17 protein-coding genes and 2 pseudogenes are annotated in these 16553 nt (G+C 63.4%); 9 read left to right on the top strand and 10 right to left on the bottom strand.

The genetic code is table 11. The features are described from left to right. Positions 1-102: 102 nt before the first annotated feature. The 4 genes and pseudogenes from NKJ57_RS08700 to NKJ57_RS08685 all read right to left on the bottom strand — a co-directional run. Positions 103-1638 (bottom strand): DHA2 family efflux MFS transporter permease subunit, encoded by a 1536-nt coding sequence (locus tag NKJ57_RS08700; protein ID WP_023671527.1) that lies wholly within the window; start codon positions 1636-1638, stop codon positions 103-105. 347 nt (positions 1639-1985) lie between these two features. Next, positions 1986-3179 (bottom strand): HlyD family secretion protein, encoded by a 1194-nt coding sequence (locus tag NKJ57_RS08695; RefSeq protein ID WP_352510809.1) that lies wholly within the window; start codon positions 3177-3179, stop codon positions 1986-1988. Further along, positions 3176-3646, bottom strand: a complete 471-nt coding sequence (locus NKJ57_RS08690) for a MarR family winged helix-turn-helix transcriptional regulator (RefSeq protein ID WP_023705728.1) — start codon at positions 3644-3646, stop codon at positions 3176-3178. Before NKJ57_RS08690 ends, NKJ57_RS08695 begins: the two co-directional genes overlap by 4 nt. A gap of 126 nt (positions 3647-3772) precedes the next feature. Beyond that, positions 3773-3981: pseudogene (locus tag NKJ57_RS08685) on the bottom strand (iron chelate uptake ABC transporter family permease subunit); the annotation flags it as partial. A 129-nt stretch (positions 3982-4110) separates the two neighbouring features. Between NKJ57_RS08685 and NKJ57_RS08680 the strand changes: the two are divergent. Then, entirely contained in the window at positions 4111-4941 is an 831-nt protein-coding gene (locus tag NKJ57_RS08680; RefSeq protein WP_023835101.1) for an AraC family transcriptional regulator, read from the top strand. Positions 4942-4947: 6 nt separating this feature from the next. On the opposite strand, the gene NKJ57_RS08675 is transcribed toward NKJ57_RS08680, so the two are convergent. Both NKJ57_RS08675 and NKJ57_RS08670 read right to left on the bottom strand, forming a co-directional pair. After that, positions 4948-5883 (bottom strand): bifunctional helix-turn-helix transcriptional regulator/GNAT family N-acetyltransferase, encoded by a 936-nt coding sequence (locus tag NKJ57_RS08675; protein WP_352510810.1) that lies wholly within the window; start codon positions 5881-5883, stop codon positions 4948-4950. A gap of 79 nt (positions 5884-5962) precedes the next feature. Next, positions 5963-7150, bottom strand: coding sequence for an MFS transporter (locus tag NKJ57_RS08670; RefSeq protein WP_352510811.1), 1188 nt, complete (start codon positions 7148-7150; stop codon positions 5963-5965). Between the two features lie 170 nt (positions 7151-7320). On the opposite strand from NKJ57_RS08670, the gene NKJ57_RS08665 reads away from it, so the two are divergent. Beyond that, a complete protein-coding gene (locus NKJ57_RS08665; protein WP_352460578.1) occupies positions 7321-7947 on the top strand; it encodes a TetR/AcrR family transcriptional regulator in 627 nt (208 codons plus the stop codon). Here NKJ57_RS08665 and NKJ57_RS08660 read toward each other — a convergent pair. Continuing rightward, complete coding sequence (locus NKJ57_RS08660) at positions 7944-8813, bottom strand: hypothetical protein (protein ID WP_023824503.1); 870 nt, start codon at positions 8811-8813, stop codon at positions 7944-7946. The two genes, NKJ57_RS08665 and NKJ57_RS08660, sit on opposite strands and share 4 nt — an antisense overlap. Positions 8814-8896: 83 nt before the next feature. Between NKJ57_RS08660 and NKJ57_RS08655 the strand changes: the two genes are divergently transcribed. From NKJ57_RS08655 to groL, 3 genes are all read left to right on the top strand, one after another. Beyond that, positions 8897-9694, top strand: coding sequence for a class I SAM-dependent methyltransferase (locus NKJ57_RS08655; RefSeq protein WP_352510812.1), 798 nt, complete (start codon positions 8897-8899; stop codon positions 9692-9694). Positions 9695-9878: 184 nt separating this feature from the next. After that, positions 9879-10175: a co-chaperone GroES gene (gene groES, locus NKJ57_RS08650; protein WP_006203049.1), complete on the top strand. Its 297-nt coding sequence runs from the start codon at positions 9879-9881 to the stop codon at positions 10173-10175. A 63-nt stretch (positions 10176-10238) separates the two neighbouring features. Then, positions 10239-11894 (top strand): chaperonin GroEL, encoded by a 1656-nt coding sequence (gene groL / locus NKJ57_RS08645; protein WP_023709705.1) that lies wholly within the window; start codon positions 10239-10241, stop codon positions 11892-11894. Positions 11895-11966: 72 nt separating this feature from the next. Here groL and NKJ57_RS08640 read toward each other — a convergent pair whose 3' ends face one another. Beyond that, positions 11967-12575 (bottom strand): TetR/AcrR family transcriptional regulator, encoded by a 609-nt coding sequence (locus tag NKJ57_RS08640; protein ID WP_023684303.1) that lies wholly within the window; start codon positions 12573-12575, stop codon positions 11967-11969. A 102-nt stretch (positions 12576-12677) separates the two neighbouring features. On the opposite strand from NKJ57_RS08640, the gene NKJ57_RS08635 reads away from it, so the two are divergent. Genes NKJ57_RS08635 through NKJ57_RS08625 form a run of 3 tightly spaced genes read left to right on the top strand, consistent with a single transcriptional unit; the run spans position 12678 to position 14578 of the window. Continuing rightward, positions 12678-13688, top strand: coding sequence for a zinc-dependent alcohol dehydrogenase family protein (locus NKJ57_RS08635; RefSeq protein WP_023743977.1), 1011 nt, complete (start codon positions 12678-12680; stop codon positions 13686-13688). Between the two features lie 41 nt (positions 13689-13729). Further along, positions 13730-14176: an OsmC family peroxiredoxin gene (locus NKJ57_RS08630; RefSeq protein ID WP_023689922.1), complete on the top strand. Its 447-nt coding sequence runs from the start codon at positions 13730-13732 to the stop codon at positions 14174-14176. 15 nt (positions 14177-14191) lie between these two features. Further along, the gene (locus NKJ57_RS08625) at positions 14192-14578 is read left to right on the top strand and encodes a nuclear transport factor 2 family protein (protein ID WP_352510813.1); all 387 of its coding nucleotides are present in this window, start codon (positions 14192-14194) and stop codon (positions 14576-14578) included. A 76-nt stretch (positions 14579-14654) separates the two neighbouring features. Here NKJ57_RS08625 and NKJ57_RS08620 read toward each other — a convergent pair. Next, positions 14655-15169, bottom strand: a pseudogene (locus NKJ57_RS08620) (OsmC family protein). A gap of 56 nt (positions 15170-15225) precedes the next feature. Beyond that, positions 15226-15651 (bottom strand): GFA family protein, encoded by a 426-nt coding sequence (locus tag NKJ57_RS08615; protein WP_023715197.1) that lies wholly within the window; start codon positions 15649-15651, stop codon positions 15226-15228. 182 nt (positions 15652-15833) lie between these two features. Between NKJ57_RS08615 and NKJ57_RS08610 the strand changes: the two genes are divergently transcribed. Next, positions 15834-16538: a cupin domain-containing protein gene (locus tag NKJ57_RS08610; RefSeq protein ID WP_352510814.1), complete on the top strand. Its 705-nt coding sequence runs from the start codon at positions 15834-15836 to the stop codon at positions 16536-16538. Positions 16539-16553: the final 15 nt, after the last annotated feature.

Here is a 16553-nt window from a genome sequence, read left to right as displayed (position 1 = left end):
GCTCATTATCGATATTCTTTTGCACACGCGGGCTTTGACGATCATCCGAGCAACAAATCATCAGGGGCAACCAGCTTGCTGCCAGCGCTACCGGCGCCCGCCTCAATCCATATGCGCGGCAGGAGCGGCCGCGCCGGCCGGAGCGGTCTTCGGCTTGCGCAGCAGGAAGACAAACGGAATGGCAACCAGCGTCATCACCATCAGCAGTTTGAAGTCGTTGACGTAGGAGATCATCATCGCCTGGATGTTGACCATGCGGTCCACCTGCGAAAGTGCCGTCGGATCGCCGCCTGCTGCCGCCGGCGAGGCCGCCCACAAATTGGGGTTGAACGGGTTGATGAAAGCCGACAGTTCGGTGTGATTGACCTGCGTGTTGCGCACCATGAGAACCGTCACCACCGACACACCGATCGACGAACCGAGATTTCGAACCAGGCTGAACAGGGCCGTGGCGTCGGTGCGGAAGCGCACGTCGAGCGTGGCGAAGGCCACCGTGGACAGCGGCACGAACACCATGCCCATGCCCAGGCCCTGGATGACGCCGGAGCTGAGGATCAGCCAATTGTCCATCTGCGGCGTGAAGGAGGACATGGTGTAGAGCGACTGCGCGGTGAGCAGAAAGCCGATGACGACGAGGATGCGGGCGTCGATCCTGCTCATGAGCCGTCCAACGACAAGCATCGAAATCATCGTGCCGACACCGCGCGGCCCCAGGACGACGCCGATGGTGACGGTCGGATAGCCGAAGATGGTCGACAGCATCGGCGGCAGCAGCGACATCGAGGCCAGGATCAGCACGCCCATGACGAAGATGAAGGCCAGGCCGGTGACGAAATTGCGGTCGAGGAAGATCTTGGGGTCGATGAAAGGACGTTCCGCCGTCAGTGTATGGATGATGAAAACCCAGAAGCCGGTGATCGAAAGAGCAAGCTCGATCCAGATTTCGACCGAGGAAAACCAGTCGACCTCGCCGCCGCGGTCGAGCAGCAGCTGCAGTGCGCCGACGCCGAGCGAAATCATGGCGAAACCGAAGAAATCGAAGCTGCGGATCCGCCGGGCAACGACCGGCAAATAGGCTGCCATGCCGAGGAAGGCGATGATGCCGACCGGCAAATTGATGAAGAACACCCAGCGCCAGTTGAAATTCTCGGTCAGCCAACCGCCCAGCGTCGGACCCAGGATCGGCCCCAGCATGATGCCGGCGCCCCAGATGGCCATCGCCTGGCCGTGGCGTTCCCTGGGGTTGATGTCGAGCAGGAAGGTCTGCGACAGCGGCACGATGGCGGCGCCGAACACGCCCTGCATCAGCCGGAAGAACACTATGCTCTCCAGGCTCCAGGCAATACCGCACAGCATCGAGAACACGGTGAAGCCGACAACCGCCGCCAGGAACAGTTCCTTGCGGCCGAAGCGGTCGGCCAGCCAGCCGGTCACCGGCGTCATGATGGCAGCGGCAACGATGTAGGAGGTCAACACCCAATTGATGTTGTCGGGCGAGGCGCCGAGGTCGCCGGTCATGGTCGGCAGCGCGACATTGGCGATCGTGGTGTCGAGCGCCTGCATGACGGTCGCCAGCATCAGCGCCACGGTGATCAAGCCGCGATGCGGCACTTCCTTGAAAGGTTCTGGTGTGGTCATGATGCGGAACTTCCGACAGGTAACAAAAACGTGTACACTAGGTTTCCGGGCGGCGAGGCCTTCTCTGGTGAAGAGACCCTCATCGCGGTGGGACGCGATCTATCGATGTGGGGGTTACATCGATCGAAGGTCTCGACACATCAGGCGCTTGCCGCCCGGAAATCCAAGGTCCGAAGACGGCGCCGAAGTGGTCCAGGTTCTGGGCAGGCCGCGATGCGGCCCGGTCCAATCCACCCCTCGTTCAACCTGCCGTCGGACCGATCCTGTCATCTCAACTTCACCTCGCCTGCGGCGGGCGTTCTGCCGGGCCGTGTTCCTGCTTTTCGAGATCACGGTCCATTCACAGTCTATTGTGCTTCGCCTGCGGTGGCGTGGCCGAAGATAGCGGGGAAGCCGCGGGCAACGCCGGTATCCACCGTAACCGAGGCGCTCATGCCGGTGCGCAGCGCCATTTTGGCGTCGGCATCGGTCAGCTCCAGGCGCACCGGAATGCGCTGCGTGACCTTGACCCAGTTGCCGGTCGCGTTTTGAGCTGGCAGCAGCGAAAACTCCGCGCCGGTGCCGGCGCCGATCGCCTTGACGGTGGCCTCGAAAGTTCTGCCCGGATAGGTGTCGACGACGACCTCGGCCTTCTGGCCAGGCTTCATGTGGGTAAGCTGGGTTTCCTTGAAATTGGCATCGATCCAGGTGTCGCCGGTCTCGACCAACGCAAACAGCGGCGTGCCGGAACCGACATACTGGCCGACCTTGAACGAGGAGGCCTGGCTGATGACGCCGTCGGCCGGCGCCTTGACCGTGGTCTGCGCCAGATCGTAGGCGGCCTTGTCGCGCGCGGCGAGTGCGGCCATCACCGTCGGATGCTTGTCGGTCTCGATATCGGGATTGCCGGCGAGAGCCGCCTTGGCGCTGATGATGCCTTGCTCGGCAACGGCCAGTTGCTGCCTTGCCTTGTCGAGATCGTTCTTGGCCTCGTCCAGCGACGATTTGGCGTTGATGCCCTTCTGGGCAAGGTCGGCGGCGCGGTCATACTGCGACTGCGCGTAGTCGACCTGGCTGGCATCAGACTTTTCCTGCGCCAGTGCCTGGCTGTAGGCGGCGCGCAGCTGTTCGATTCCGACGCGTGCGACTGCGACCGCCGCGTCGGCCTGGGCTAACGCGATCCGGTAGGGCTCGGGGTCGATGGCAAACAGCACATCGCCCTGCTTGACCTGCTGATTGTCCGAGATGCCGACCTGAACGATGCGGCCGGCGGTGTCCGAGGCGATCGACACCTTGGCCTGCTGCAAATTGGCGTTCTCGGTTTCCTGATAGCGGCCGCCGGTCACCCAGACATAACCGCCACCAATGGCCAGCGCGGCCGGCAGGGCGACTATCAGCAGCAAGCGGCCGAGGCGGCGCTTCTTGACCGGAGCCGGAGCGGGTTGTACCGGGGGAGCCACCGCGACAGGTGCTGCGGCCGGCTGTGCAGGCGCTTCGGCGGCCGGCTTTGCCGGCGTCTCGATCTTGGTTACATTCTCGTCTAGCTTGGCTGCCGCGTTCATGCTGCTGCCCCTTCCGTACTCTTCAAGGACGACGTCTCGCCGTCCGCCAGGTTTTGCACGATGGTGTCCAGCGCCCGGATAAGGACGCGGCGGTCGTCCGGCGAAACGCCGACCAGCGATTCCTCATAAACTTCGCCAGCAAGGCTTTTGACCTCGGCATAGGCCGCGTTCGCCTTGGCTGTCGGGAAGATCATACGCACGCGCCGGTCAGTTGCGTCGGAGCGCCGCTCGATCCAGCCGCCCTCCTCCATCCGGTCGACGAGGCGTGAAACGCTGATCGGCTCGATTTCGAGAAGTTCGGCGAGGCGAGCCTGGGCGACGCCCGCCTCCTTGGCAACGCGAACCAGAAGCCGCCATTGCGCCGAGGAAAGGCCAAGTCCGCTGGCGCGCGCCTCGAAGCGCTTGCGCATAAGGCGCTGCACGTCGTGGATCAAAAAGCCCAATCTATCTATGCCGTCGGAAACCATGAGCGGTATATATTATAAGCGTGCTTACCATTCAAGGCGCCGCATTGCACCAGAGCCGAAAAAGAGGGATGGCAGCCATGCAGATGCGGTCATGGCACAGTCAATGACGGTTGCGGATGACCTCCCGACCGTGACGTGAATTGCCGTCGAGAACGCCGCGAGGAGAAAGGTCGTCTTGCGCGTCCTCGCCACCGGCACACCTAGGCTTTCGGCGGCATTTTCGCCGGCGGGGAAGGCATCGAGCCGGCGGTGGTTCCACAGGGCATAGGCAAGGATGGTGCCCGCACCCAGCGCGCCTGGATATTGTCCCAGCGAGCCAGGCCGAGGCCGCCCAGCAGCGGCTTTCCACGATGGTGACCTGCCACAGTCGACCAGCGCCCTTCGATTTTACGACAGGCGCAATTTCGATCAAACTGGCCTCGCAAAAAGCCGGCAGCATGGAGTGGCCAAATGAGAGGAGACTCATGAACCCGACCGAGAAAGCGCTGTGGTTTGTCGAGAGCCATTTGCCGGAAGCGATCTCGCTTGAGGATGTCGCGCAAAGCAGCGGCGTCTCGCGCTTTCATGTGACGCGCGCCTTTGGCGCCGCCACCGGCCGTTCGGTGATGGGCTATATGCGCGCGCGCCGGCTGACCGAAGCGGCGCGCAAGCTGGCTTCCGGCGCGCCCGACATCCTCGCTGTCGCGCTCGATGCCGGCTACGCCTCGCACGAAGCCTTCACCCGCGCCTTCCGCGATCAGTTCGGCACGACGCCGGAACTGGTGCGCGCGCAGGGCAGCCTCAGCAATCTCGACCTGGTGGAGCCGATCCTGATGGACCAGTCCTTCCTCGCCTCACTGCCGCCGCCGCGCTTCGAGACCGGCCGTCCCTTCCTCATTGCCGGCCTCGGCGAGCGCTACAGCTGCGAGACCAGCGCGGCCATTCCGATGCAGTGGCAGCGCTTCGGTCCCTTTATCGGCAACATCCCGGGCGAGACCGGCGACGTCGCCTATGGCGTCTGCGTCAATGGCGACGATGCCGGCAATTTCGACTATATCGCCGGGGTCGAAGTTTCGGATTTCTCGGACCTGCCGAAGGAGCTTTCGCGGGTGCGGGTGCCGGCGCAGAAATACGCTGTGTTCACCCATGCCGAGCACATCTCCACCATCCGCCGCACCGTCAACACGATCTGGAACAAATGGCTGCCGGCCTCGGGGCACGATATAGCCGACGGCCCCGAATTCGAGCGCTACGGCCCGGAGTTCGATCCGCGCAGCGGCAATGGCGGGCTGGAGATATGGGTCCCGGTGGCCTGAACGCCGCTACAACTCCAGGTTCCAGTTCTGGCCGACCAGATCCTTGCCGAAGGCGTGATGGCGCTCTTCGTCCACCAGCCTGAAGCCGGCACTCTCGTAGATGTGGCGGGCGGCGGTCAGGATGTCGTTGGTCCATAGGGTCAGCGTCTTGTAGCCCTTAGCACGAGCAAAGCCGATGCACTCCTGAACCAGCCGCTTGCCGATGCCGAGGCCGCGCTCCGATGGTTCGACATAGAGCAGGCGCAGCTTCGCCACCGCGTCGGATTTGCGCACGACGAATACCGAGCCGACCACCTCCCCTTGCCGTTCGGCAATCCAGCTGCGTTCCCATTCTGGATCGAAGGATTTTACGAAGGCGCCGAGGATTTCGGCGACCAGCGCCTCGTAGGTTTCGTCCCAGCCATAGTCCTGTGCGTAGATCTGTCCTTGGCGGCGCACCACCCAGCCGATGTCGCCGACCTGCAAGGGGCGCAGCATATACGGCACTTTGGACTCCGGGCTGTCGCCCAGGAGTTGCTGCACCGTCTGCATGGCCTTGACCAGCCGGTCCTGTTCGGCAGCAGGAAGCCGCTCCAGCAAGGCCGCGACCTGGTCGTGCGAAGCCCGGTTCAGCGGCGCGAAGGCCTGCCGCCCCACCGGCGTCAGCGTGATCGACGACTGCCGCGCATCCGACGCCAGCGGCGCGCGCGCAATCAGCTGCAGGTGCTCGAACTTCTTCAGGAGCCGGCTGACATAACCGGCGTCGAGGCCGAGATCGCGGATGAGATCGCTGGCGGTCAGGCCATCGCGATGCGCCAGTTCGTAGAGCACCCGCGCCTCGGTCAGCGAGAAGGCGCTTTTCAGCAGGCCTTCGTCGAGCAGACCTATCTGGCGGGTGTAGAAGCGGTTGAAAGCCCGCACCGCGTCGATGCGTTCCTTGCCGGGTTGATGATGGATCGTCATGGGAAGCCTCCTGCCCATCAACGATCGGTCATTTATTTGACTTAGTCAAGTATCGAGGAGATGCTCCCCCGGTCGTGTCTCAGGCGATGGCGCGGCGGCGCCGTGCGATCAGGACGAACAGGCCGAGCAGCACGACGCTGGCCGCCGCACTGGCGGCGGCAAATTCCGGCACCGGGCGAAAATCCTTGCCGTCGATCAGCAGCGATGCCGCGACCGGGCCGATCGCCAGACCGAAAAGCTGGGCCGCCGGCACCAGAAGCACGGCCGTGCGCGTCTCGTCGGCGGTGATCGCCAGCCGGATCTGATAGGGCACGATGAACAGAAGGATGAAGCCCATGATCAAGGCCGCGACCCAGAAAACCGTCAGGCCGGGGCTGCCGGCGAGCACCACGGAACTGGCGACGGCGACCACGCCGATCGCCACGATGGCGAAGCGGTAGTCGATACGCGCCTCGAAGACGGTAGCCGTCATTGCGCCCAGCACCTGCAATGCGAGGTTGGCCGAGACGATCAGGCCGACGGTGCGGCCATCGATGCCGTATTGTGCGCCAAGTGGCTCGAGAAACGCCCAGACCGAGCCGAAGAACATGAAGTAGCAGAAGACGCTCAGCAAAGCGGCAAGCGAAGGAACGGTCAGCACATTGCTGAACTGTTCCTCCTTGGGCAGGTCGGCATAGCTATCCGGGACGATGAAGGCGACGGCCACCGAGGCGATGCAGACGACGGCAAGAACGATGAAGCCGCCCGCCGATCCGGCGGCGGGGATGACGTAAAGCGCCAGCAGCAGGGCAAGGGCGCATTGCGCCAGGGTCTGAAGGGTGACGAAGAAGCCGCCGATGCGCTCGGCCCGGCGTGAACGGGCGATCAGTTCCGTGGCGACCGCCACCAGCCCACCCTCGGCGAGGCCTGCCACCGCGCGGGCGGCAATCAGCGAGGTCGAGGTCAGCGCATAGGCGGTCGCCCCGTTCGCCAGCGCCAGCAAGAGCAGAAGGACGGCACTTTTCAAGCGCATATTGTGGGCGGACAGCATCATGGCGATGGCCGCCGATCCGATGCCGATGGCGATCATCTCCGCCGTGGCGACCAGCGCGAGTTCGTCACCGCTGACATGCCCTTCGGTGTAGAGCGCGCCGAGAAGCACCGGTTGCAGCCCGAGAATGAGCAGGCCGACCGAGCCGATCCACAATGCCGAGGCGAGTTGCGCCCCAGTGGGGTTGCCGACCAGCCAGTCGCCGTTCCCGGCATCCGCGTTACCAGCAGAAGTCACGGTCGCCTCCCAACGTCCTTGCCTGACGGCAAAAAAACTGACAGTCTGTCAGCATTTAGAAACTGATACTCGATCATGTTCGTTTGTCAATCAGTAGCGGGACTTGGCACCAACAAGGCTGGGGATGGTCTTGGCGATCGAATGGTCTGGGCGATCGAGAGGATGGCGGCATGAACGAAGCAGTGCAGATGACGACCGAACCGAGGCGCAGGCCCAAACAGGAGCGCAGCCGCGAGCGCATCGACGCCATCCTGTCGACGACCATGCGGCTGATCGGAGAGAAAGGCATCGACGCCGTCACCATGAAGGAAGTCGGCGCACAGGCCGGCGGGCCGATCGCCACCGTCTATCATTACTTCCCCAACAAGTCGGCGATCCTGGCGATGCTCTACGAGCGATTCTCCGAAGTGAGCCGCGCCCGGCTTGCCGCGATCGTTGCCGACGTCGGCGGGCTGAGCGACGTTATCGCTGCGGCCGACCGGCTGCTCGACGACTACTATGAGCGCGTCGCCGGCGACCCCGCCATTCAGGACCTGCAAAACGCCATCCAGGCTGACAAGGCGCTGAAGAATCTCGACATCGCCGAAACCCGGCGCCAGGCGACGATGTTCTGCGACCATGTCGGCCCCTTTCTCGCGCCAGAGCGACGCAATGAGTTCGGCCGTATGGTTTTCCTGATCTTCCAGCTGGCCGGCGGCGTCGTGCGCATGGCGCTGACCCAGGACCAGGAGGAAAGCCGCCACACCATCGAGGACTACCGGTCGATCATCCATACGCAGTTGGGACTGTTTCTCTAGCGCCCGATTCGACCCCGTCCGGTCTGGTGGATGAGGTTTTCGAAGCCGTCGGCCAGGTTGGCTGTGCCGGCGGCAACAATCTTCGACAGGTTCCTGGCGCGACCTGGGGTCTTGTTGGCATCGAGCAGCACGGCCCTGCCCTCATGCACGACAAAGTCGAATTTGCCATAGTCGAAGCCCAGCTTCCGACGCAAGGCGCGCAGTTCGTCGGGAACCGCAACCGGCTCCCGGCGGACGGTGTCGTCGCCCTTGACCAGGCGCTGCGGCGAGACATAGCGGGTGCAGCGCTCCCGATCGCCGCAGAATATCCAGAACCGCGCCGCAAACCCGTCGGGCTCGATTTCGGGAATGAATTTTTCCACGATCAGGTCGGCACGCCTGAAAATCTCCGGCGCCACATCGGCCAGCGAGGCATGCACCTGATAACGGTCGAAGGTCTGCGCGCCCGGGAAAGGCACTGCCTTGCCGGCGCGAACGGATTTTCGGTTGAGCTGCTCCTCGGGCGTCCCCCAATGATTGAGGTTGCTCTTGACGATGACCTGGCCGCTCCAGTTGGCACCCTCCTCGAGGATCGCACCGCTGATGCGGCGCTTGGAAATGTCGGTCGCACCAAGATTGAGACAAATCGGAAATCCGCGCGCGTAGTCGACATAGTCCGATGGCGTCACTGTCGCGTCGACATGCAGGACGGCAATATCGGCGTTATGACTTGCCGAGGGTCCACGCATGATCTGCACGGAGTGACCGCGCCGTTTCAACTCCGCCAGGACGTCGAACAGCATGTAGGGGCTGTCCTGGCGCAGCAGGAGGCCCCGCCGGCTCTGGAAGCGGTCAAATTCATGCGTTATGACGGCAATGCGGGCCATGGCCTTTCCATGCATGAGGCAACTCGCAAGGCAACCAACAGCCTGGAAGGAAATATGTCCAGCCTTTCCCCAAACCGTTCCGCATGACTGAGCATTGGGACGCAATTCGCCGTCACTGGCGGCTTCTCGGGTCGCCGCTGTGTCCGCCCCCGGAAGCTGTCGCCGCCTATGAGCGCGAACTTAGCCTGCAATCAGTCGATGTGGTGCTGCTCGGGGTCACGCCGGAGCTTGCCGGCCTCGGAAGGACCATGCTCGCGATCGACGAGTCCACTGCCATGATATCGGGCATCTGGCCGGGCGATACCGCCTCACGCAAGGCGGTGATCGGCAACTGGCTGGAGTTGCCGCTGGGCGACGAAAGCGCCGGGGCGGTGATCGGCGACGGCTGCCTGTCGGCGCTGGACTCCTCGGTTGCACGGCAGGCGCTGCTTGCCGAGATCGCGCGTGTGCTGAAGTCCGGTGGGCGGGCTGCATTGCGCGCCTATGCAAGTCCTCAGCTACAGGATGATCTGCAGGAGGTCCGGGCGCTGACGCTTTCCGGTGGTGTCGCGACCTTCCACGAACTCAAATGGCGCATTGCCATGGCTTGTGCAGGCAGCGATCCCAACCGCGCCATTCCGGTGCGGGCGATCCTCGATGCCTTCGATGCGCTGTTTGCCGACCGGGAGGCCCTTGCCGCGACGACCGGATGGGAGGTGCCGGTCATCGGCACCATCGATGTCTATGCGAATTCGCAGACTGTCTACAGTTTCGCCCCGGCGGCGACGCTGGTCGAAGAGGCGAGCCGGTTTTTTGGCCGTGTCCGCCTCGCACCGACAGGGGGTTATGGGCTGGCGGAACGATGCCCGCTTCTGGTGCTTAAATCGCCGCGGCGCCGGTAGGGTCTGCCGTCGGATCGCGGCACGGCTCCAATTGGCACAATTGTGCTCACCGTTCGCCTTGACTCTCGAAAGCCACGCGCTTATTTCAGCGCACGTTAGCACTCTCCCCAGGTGAGTGCTAACGCACATCCGGCACCGCCGGATCGAGGAACAGCTCTCACCGTTCTCATTCGAGGAAGAAAAAATGGCAAAGTCGAAGTTCCGCCCGCTTCATGACCGCGTGGTCGTACGCCGGGTCGAATCCGAATCCAAGACCGCCGGCGGGATCATCATCCCGGATACGGCAAAGGAAAAGCCGCAGGAAGGCGAGATCATCGCCGTCGGCTCCGGCGCTCGCGACGAAGCCGGCAAGCTGGTCCCGCTGGACGTCAAGGCCGGCGACCGCATCCTGTTCGGCAAGTGGTCGGGCACCGAAGTCAAGCTCAATGGCGAAGACCTTCTGATCATGAAGGAATCCGACATTATGGGCATCATCGGCTGATCATCGGCCTCACCGTCAACTAATTTCGGGCTTGATCGCAAGCCCCCTGCCAGGAGCTAAAAAATGGCTGCTAAAGACGTAAAATTCTCCCGCGACGCCCGCGAGCGCATGCTGCGCGGCGTCAACATCCTCGCCGACGCAGTGAAGGTCACGCTCGGCCCCAAAGGCCGCAACGTCGTCATCGACAAGTCGTTCGGCGCACCGCGCATCACCAAGGACGGCGTCACCGTCGCCAAGGAAATCGAGCTTGAAGACAAGTTCGAAAACATGGGCGCGCAGATGGTCCGCGAAGTTGCTTCGAAGACCAACGACATCGCCGGCGACGGCACCACGACCGCGACCGTTCTGGCGCAGTCGATCGTCCAGGAAGGCCACAAGGCCGTTGCCGCCGGCATGAACCCGATGGATCTGAAGCGCGGCATCGATCTGGCCGTCACCGAAGTCGTCGCGGCTCTCGGCAAGGCTGCCAAGAAGATCAAGACCTCCGAGGAAGTTGCCCAGGTCGGCACGATCTCGGCCAATGGCGACGAGTCGGTCGGCGCCATGATCGCCGAAGCGATGCAGAAGGTCGGCAATGAAGGCGTCATCACGGTTGAGGAAGCCAAGACCGCCGAGACCGAGCTGGAAGTCGTCGAAGGCATGCAGTTCGACCGGGGCTATCTCTCGCCCTACTTCGTCACCAACGCCGACAAGATGGTTGCCGAGCTCGAGGACGTCTACATCCTCCTGCACGAGAAGAAGCTGTCCAACCTCCAGGCCATGCTGCCGGTTCTCGAAGCCGTCGTGCAGACCTCCAAGCCGCTTCTTATCATCTCGGAAGACGTCGAAGGCGAGGCTCTGGCCACGCTGGTCGTCAACAAGCTGCGCGGCGGCCTGAAGATCGCCGCCGTCAAGGCGCCGGGCTTCGGTGATCGCCGCAAGGCCATGCTGGAAGACATCGCCATCCTCACCGGTGGCCAGGTCATCTCGGAAGACCTCGGCATCAAGCTCGAGAATGTCGGCCTCAACATGCTCGGCCGCGCCAAGAAGGTGTCGATCTCCAAGGAGAACACCACCATCGTCGACGGCGCCGGCAAGAAGGCCGAGATCCAGGGCCGCGTTGCCCAGATCAAGCAGCAGATCGAAGAGACCACGTCGGACTACGACAAGGAGAAGCTGCAGGAACGTCTGGCGAAGCTCGCCGGCGGCGTTGCGGTGATCCGTGTCGGCGGCGCGACGGAAGTCGAAGTCAAGGAAAAGAAGGACCGCGTCGATGACGCCCTCAACGCGACCCGCGCGGCCGTGGAAGAAGGCATCGTTGCAGGCGGCGGCGTCGCACTGCTGCGCGCTTCGGCCAACATCAAGGTCACCGGCGTCAATGCCGACCAGGCTGCCGGAATCAACATCGTTCGCCGTGCACTGCAGGCTCCGGCCCGTCAGATCGCTTCGAACGCAGGTGCTGAAGCTTCGATCGTTGCCGGCAAGATCCTCGACAACAAGGGCGCGACCTACGGCTACAACGCCCAGACCGGCGAGTATGGCGACATGATCGCCATGGGCATCGTCGACCCGGTCAAGGTCGTTCGCACCGCTCTCCAGGACGCGGCTTCGGTCGCCGGCCTGCTCGTCACCACCGAAGCCATGATCGCGGAGGCTCCCAAGAAGGAGTCGGCTGGCGGCGGCATGCCTGGCGGCATGGGCGGCGGCGGCATGGGCGGCATGGGCGGCATGGATTTCTAATCCAAGCTATCCGGCTTATGCATACGGAAAGGGCGCCGAGAGGCGCCCTTTTTTGTTTTGGAAAGCGGATGGTTAGGCGGCGCTGTCCGCCTGCCGCGCAACCTTGCCTGCAAGCACCGCCTGCTCGACAAGTGCCGCCACCTCGTCGGCCACCACCAGCACCGGTGCACGGTCGCGGGTGGCCCGCGCAATCACCATAAGCCCTTCCAGCGACGATTCGATCAGCAGCGCCAAAGCGTGCGCGCGGCGTTCGGGCACCCCTGCCCTGACGAAGGCCTGTCGCAGCAAGCCGATCCATTGCTCGAAAGCCGATCGGCAGAGTTCCGCCAGTTCCGGCACATCGGTGGGTGAATCCAGCACCACCGGCGCGATGGGGCAACCCAGCGAAAAATCATTGTCCTCCAGCATGCGCCCGACCGACTGGTAGATGTGATGGACGGCCACTGCAGGATCGCTTTCGGCTGCCAGTGCTTCGCCCAGCCTTTTCGTGACGTCGGCAACGCTGTTGCGCGTCACCTCGATGACCAGTTGGTCCTTGCCGCCCGGGAAATGAAAATAGAGCGAGCCGCGCGGCGCCCCGCTGGCGCCCAGAATGTCGTTGAGCGAGGTGCCGTGATAGCCGCGCTGCCTGAGCAACAGGCCTGTGGTCTCGAGTATGCGGGTGCGGGTGTCGTTGGCCATGTCAACCTCTGTCAGCAGTGACGCATTATAGGCCTCGCCAAGAATATGACAATCGGTCTATATAATATGTGGATCAGTCTATATACTATTAAGGAGAGTGACATGCGCAGCTACCGGCTCGAAGGGTTTGGTGGAACCGAATCCCTGGCGATGCGCGACGAGGCGCGGACGGAACCGAAACCGCATGAGATCGTGGTGCGAGTCCGCGCCGCCTCGCTCAATCGGCGCGACACGATGATCCTTGGCGGCACCTATCCGTTGCCGGCGCGGCAAGGCATCGTGCCGCTGAGCGACGGCGCCGGTGACGTCGTCGCAATCGGCGATGCCGTCACCCGTTTTGCCGTCGGCGACCGCGTCACCGGCAGCTACTTCGCCCGCTGGATCGATGGCCGCATCAATGCCGGTCTGATCGACCAGCTCGGCTGTACGCTGGACGGCATGCTGACTGAGTTTGCCGTGCTCGACGAACAATGGGCGGCGCGACTGCCCGATCATCTGAGCTGGCACGAAGCGGCGACGCTGACCTGCGCCGGCGTGACGGCCTGGAACGCGGTGACCGGGACCCGGATTCCGAAGCCTGGTCAATGGGTTCTCACCATCGGTTCGGGTGGCGTTTCGCTGTTTGCTCTGCAGTTCGCCAAGTTGCTCGGCTGCCGGGTTGTCGCCATCACATCGCGCGCGGAGAAGGCCGACAGGCTGCGGGCGCTGGGCGCCGACCTCGTTGTCTCCAGCACCGACATACCGGAATGGGGCGGCTGGGCGCGCGAGCAGACAGGCGGCATCGACCTCGTCGTCGAAACCGGCGGCCCGGCCACCTTCGCGCAGTCGCTGATTGCCAGCACGCTTTATGGACACATCGTGCTGCTGACGCTGCAGGACGCCAGTGGCAGATCGATCGAGATGCCGGCAGCGCTTTATCAGCGCAGCCTCGCCACCATCAGCCGCCTGTTCGTCGGCAGCCGCAGCAATCTCGAGGCCATGCTGCGCGCCGTGTCGCAGCATCGCCTCAAGCCCGTTATCGACAGGGTCTTCCCCTTTGCCGAAGCCCCCGAAGCGTACCGCCACTTCCGGCAGGGCGACGTGTTCGGGAAGGTTGTCATCGACTGCGCCTGACCCAATTGCCCGCTTTTCAACCCCGAACCAGGAGAACGACCATGACCATCCGTGAAGCTTCCGCAGAATGGCAAGGCACGCTGAAGGAAGGCGGCGGCCGTCTGCGGCTTGGCAGCGGCGTCTTCGAAGGCGCCTATTCCTTTCCGTCGCGGTTCGAGAACGGTCCGGGCACCAATCCCGAAGAGCTGATCGGGGCAGCACATGCCGGCTGCTTCTCGATGGCGCTGACCTTCATCCTCGGCCAGGAAGGCCACGTCGCCCGCACCATCCGCACCGTCGCCAAGGTGCATCTCGGCGCGACCGCCGCCGGGCCGACGATCACCCGCATCGAGCTCGAAACGGAGGCGGAGGTCACGGATCTCGCCGAAGACGAGTTCGAACGCCTGGCGCAGTCGGCCAAGGCGACTTGCCTCGTCTCGCGCGCCTTGGCCGGCGTGCCTCAGATCACCCTGAAGGCCGTGCTGGTCAAAGCCGTCAAAGATCAATGAAACCGGGAGAATATGATGAAACAGGAGCTTATCATGGACGCAGCCGGGAATGATTTGTCCCGGCAGACGGCCGAGATCATGCGTCGCTTCAACGATGTGTTCCAGTTGCACGATCCGTCCGCGCTTGCCGAGTTGGTGGCCCGGGATTGCGTTATCGAAAACACCGTGCCGGCGCCGGACGGCGCCCGCCATGCCGGCAAAGAGGCATGCATTGACCTATGGTCGGCGATCGCCACCCAGCCTGGCACGCGCTTCGACCTCGAGGAGACATTCGTCGCCGGCGAACGGGCGACGATCCGCTGGCGCTACTTCATGGCCGACGGCAACTCCATCCGCGGCGTCAACCTGATGCGTGTCGCGGACGGGCTGATCGTCGAGGCGATGGGTTACGTCAAGGGATAGAAGCGTTGCCCGATACGGCACTCCCGTTCCCAGCCCGGAATCTCGCTCAAGTCGAGTTTCCGGGCCGGTTTTCTGGTCACTTGATGACGCGGTGCAGCTTCACCGTGGTGCTGGGACTGTTCTGGATGGTCTGGAAGATAACGCAATAGCGATCCGTGAGTTCGAGCAGTTGGTCGAGCTGACTTTGGGGAGCGTCGGTGTCGATGTCGAACCGCAAGCGGATTTCCTTGAAGCCGACTGGAACACCCGCAGTCACGCCGAGCGTGCCGCGAAGATCGACGTCACCTTCCGCGGAAACTTCGGCGGACCTGATCGGAATTTCGAGCACGGCCGCGGCCGCGCGCATCGAGACACCGGCGCATGCGATCAGCGCCTCCAGCAGCATGTCGCCGGAGCACAGTTCCTGGCCGCTGCCCCCGGCCATCGGTGGATGCCGGCAAGCGCCAGTCCGCGTCCGGTCTCGACCTTGCACGTCACGGTGGACGCGTCGGCGACACCCTTGGCTTTCAAGGTGAGGAACGCGGCCTTTGCATCCCTGCGATAGAGATCCTTGATCGGCTCCTGCGTGGCGCGAAATGTTGCGATTTCCATGAACAATCTCCCGTCTTGAATTGTCGTTGTCAAAAATGGCGAGCAGTGGCCGGGCCTTATTCCGGCACCGCGATGCCGGAGCCGCCGAGTTCAGCCGGAAAGTCCCTCAGCTTGGGCAGCCCGTCCTTCATCGGCAGCACGGTCTCAGCGTAGTTGACGTGAACCCCAGGCGTGAATTTCACGCCTGGTATCGTTGCCGCATAGACATCGACCAGGCCGAGCGGCGGATGAACGGTCATCAGATGACCACCGCATTTCGTGCAGAACTGGCGATCGCTCATTTCGGTCTTCTCGAACCCGGACAGGAACTCCGCGCCCCCGGTGACCTTGACGTTCTGAGGCTTCCACAGCGTGAATGCGTTCACGGGAGACGCCGACCACGATCGACAAGAACCGCAATGGCAATAGCCCATTGCCTCGGCGGCTCCGTGCACTTCGATTTCCACTGCGCCGCAAAAACACCCGCCCTTATGTACCGTCATGACTTTTGTCCCTGGTTGGTTTCGACAGCACTCAGCGCCCACTCTCGGCAGCGCTTGAGCACAGGTGCAGGTTTAGGAGTTCTGGCCGCGAACTGAATGATACGGCGTCCGCCTCGCTTGACAGCGCGTCCGGAACTCGAAAGGGATGGCTCACCGGCTAGCCGGGTGCGGGACGAAACGGAATGGCCGGGGATGCTCTGTCTGACCTGTTGAGGACGGTACGCCTTACCGGCGCGACGTTTTTTGACATTGAGGGCCACGAGCCGTGGGCCGTCTGCTCGCCGGCGCCATCGTCCATCCTGCCAAAGATCCTGCCCGGTGCGGACCATCTGATCTCCTACCATGTGGTAACGGCCGGTCGCTGCTTCGCGCGCATCGTCGGCCAGGAAGCGATCGCGCTGGAGGCCGGCGAAGTCGTCGTCTTCACCAGGAGCGACCCGCACATTAGGTCCAGCAATCCGGCGCTGCGCGCCGATCCGCCGAAAGCCGACGTTCTCGACATCGCAACAGCCGGCCGGATGCCGTTTTACATCAACTGCGCCGGCGACGGCGCGACCTCGGCCAGGCTGGTTTGCGGCTATCTCGCCTGTGATGCACAGCCATTCAATCCCCTGCTCGAGGCTTTGCCGCCGGTGATCAAGGCCGGAGATGCCAAAGGCGATGGCGGCTGGCTCAGCCAGTTCATCAACCTGGCTGTCACGGAGGTGGCGCAAAAGCGCGCAGGCAGTGAAACGGTGCTCACCAAACTGAGCGAACTGATGTTTGTCGACGTGTTGCGCCGTTACTTGGAATCGCTGCCGCCACAAACCACGGGATGGCTGGCTGGCCTGCGCGATCCGCACCTGGCGAGGGCACTGGCGCTGATCCAGCGACCGGCCGGCACATAACTGGACGGTCGAGGC

The organism is Mesorhizobium sp. M0077, assembly GCF_040322955.1.
Classification (GTDB): Bacteria; Pseudomonadota; Alphaproteobacteria; order Rhizobiales; family Rhizobiaceae; genus Mesorhizobium.
Note: the sequence above shows the minus strand (reverse complement) of the source record. Positions and strands in the feature narration are given on the sequence as shown.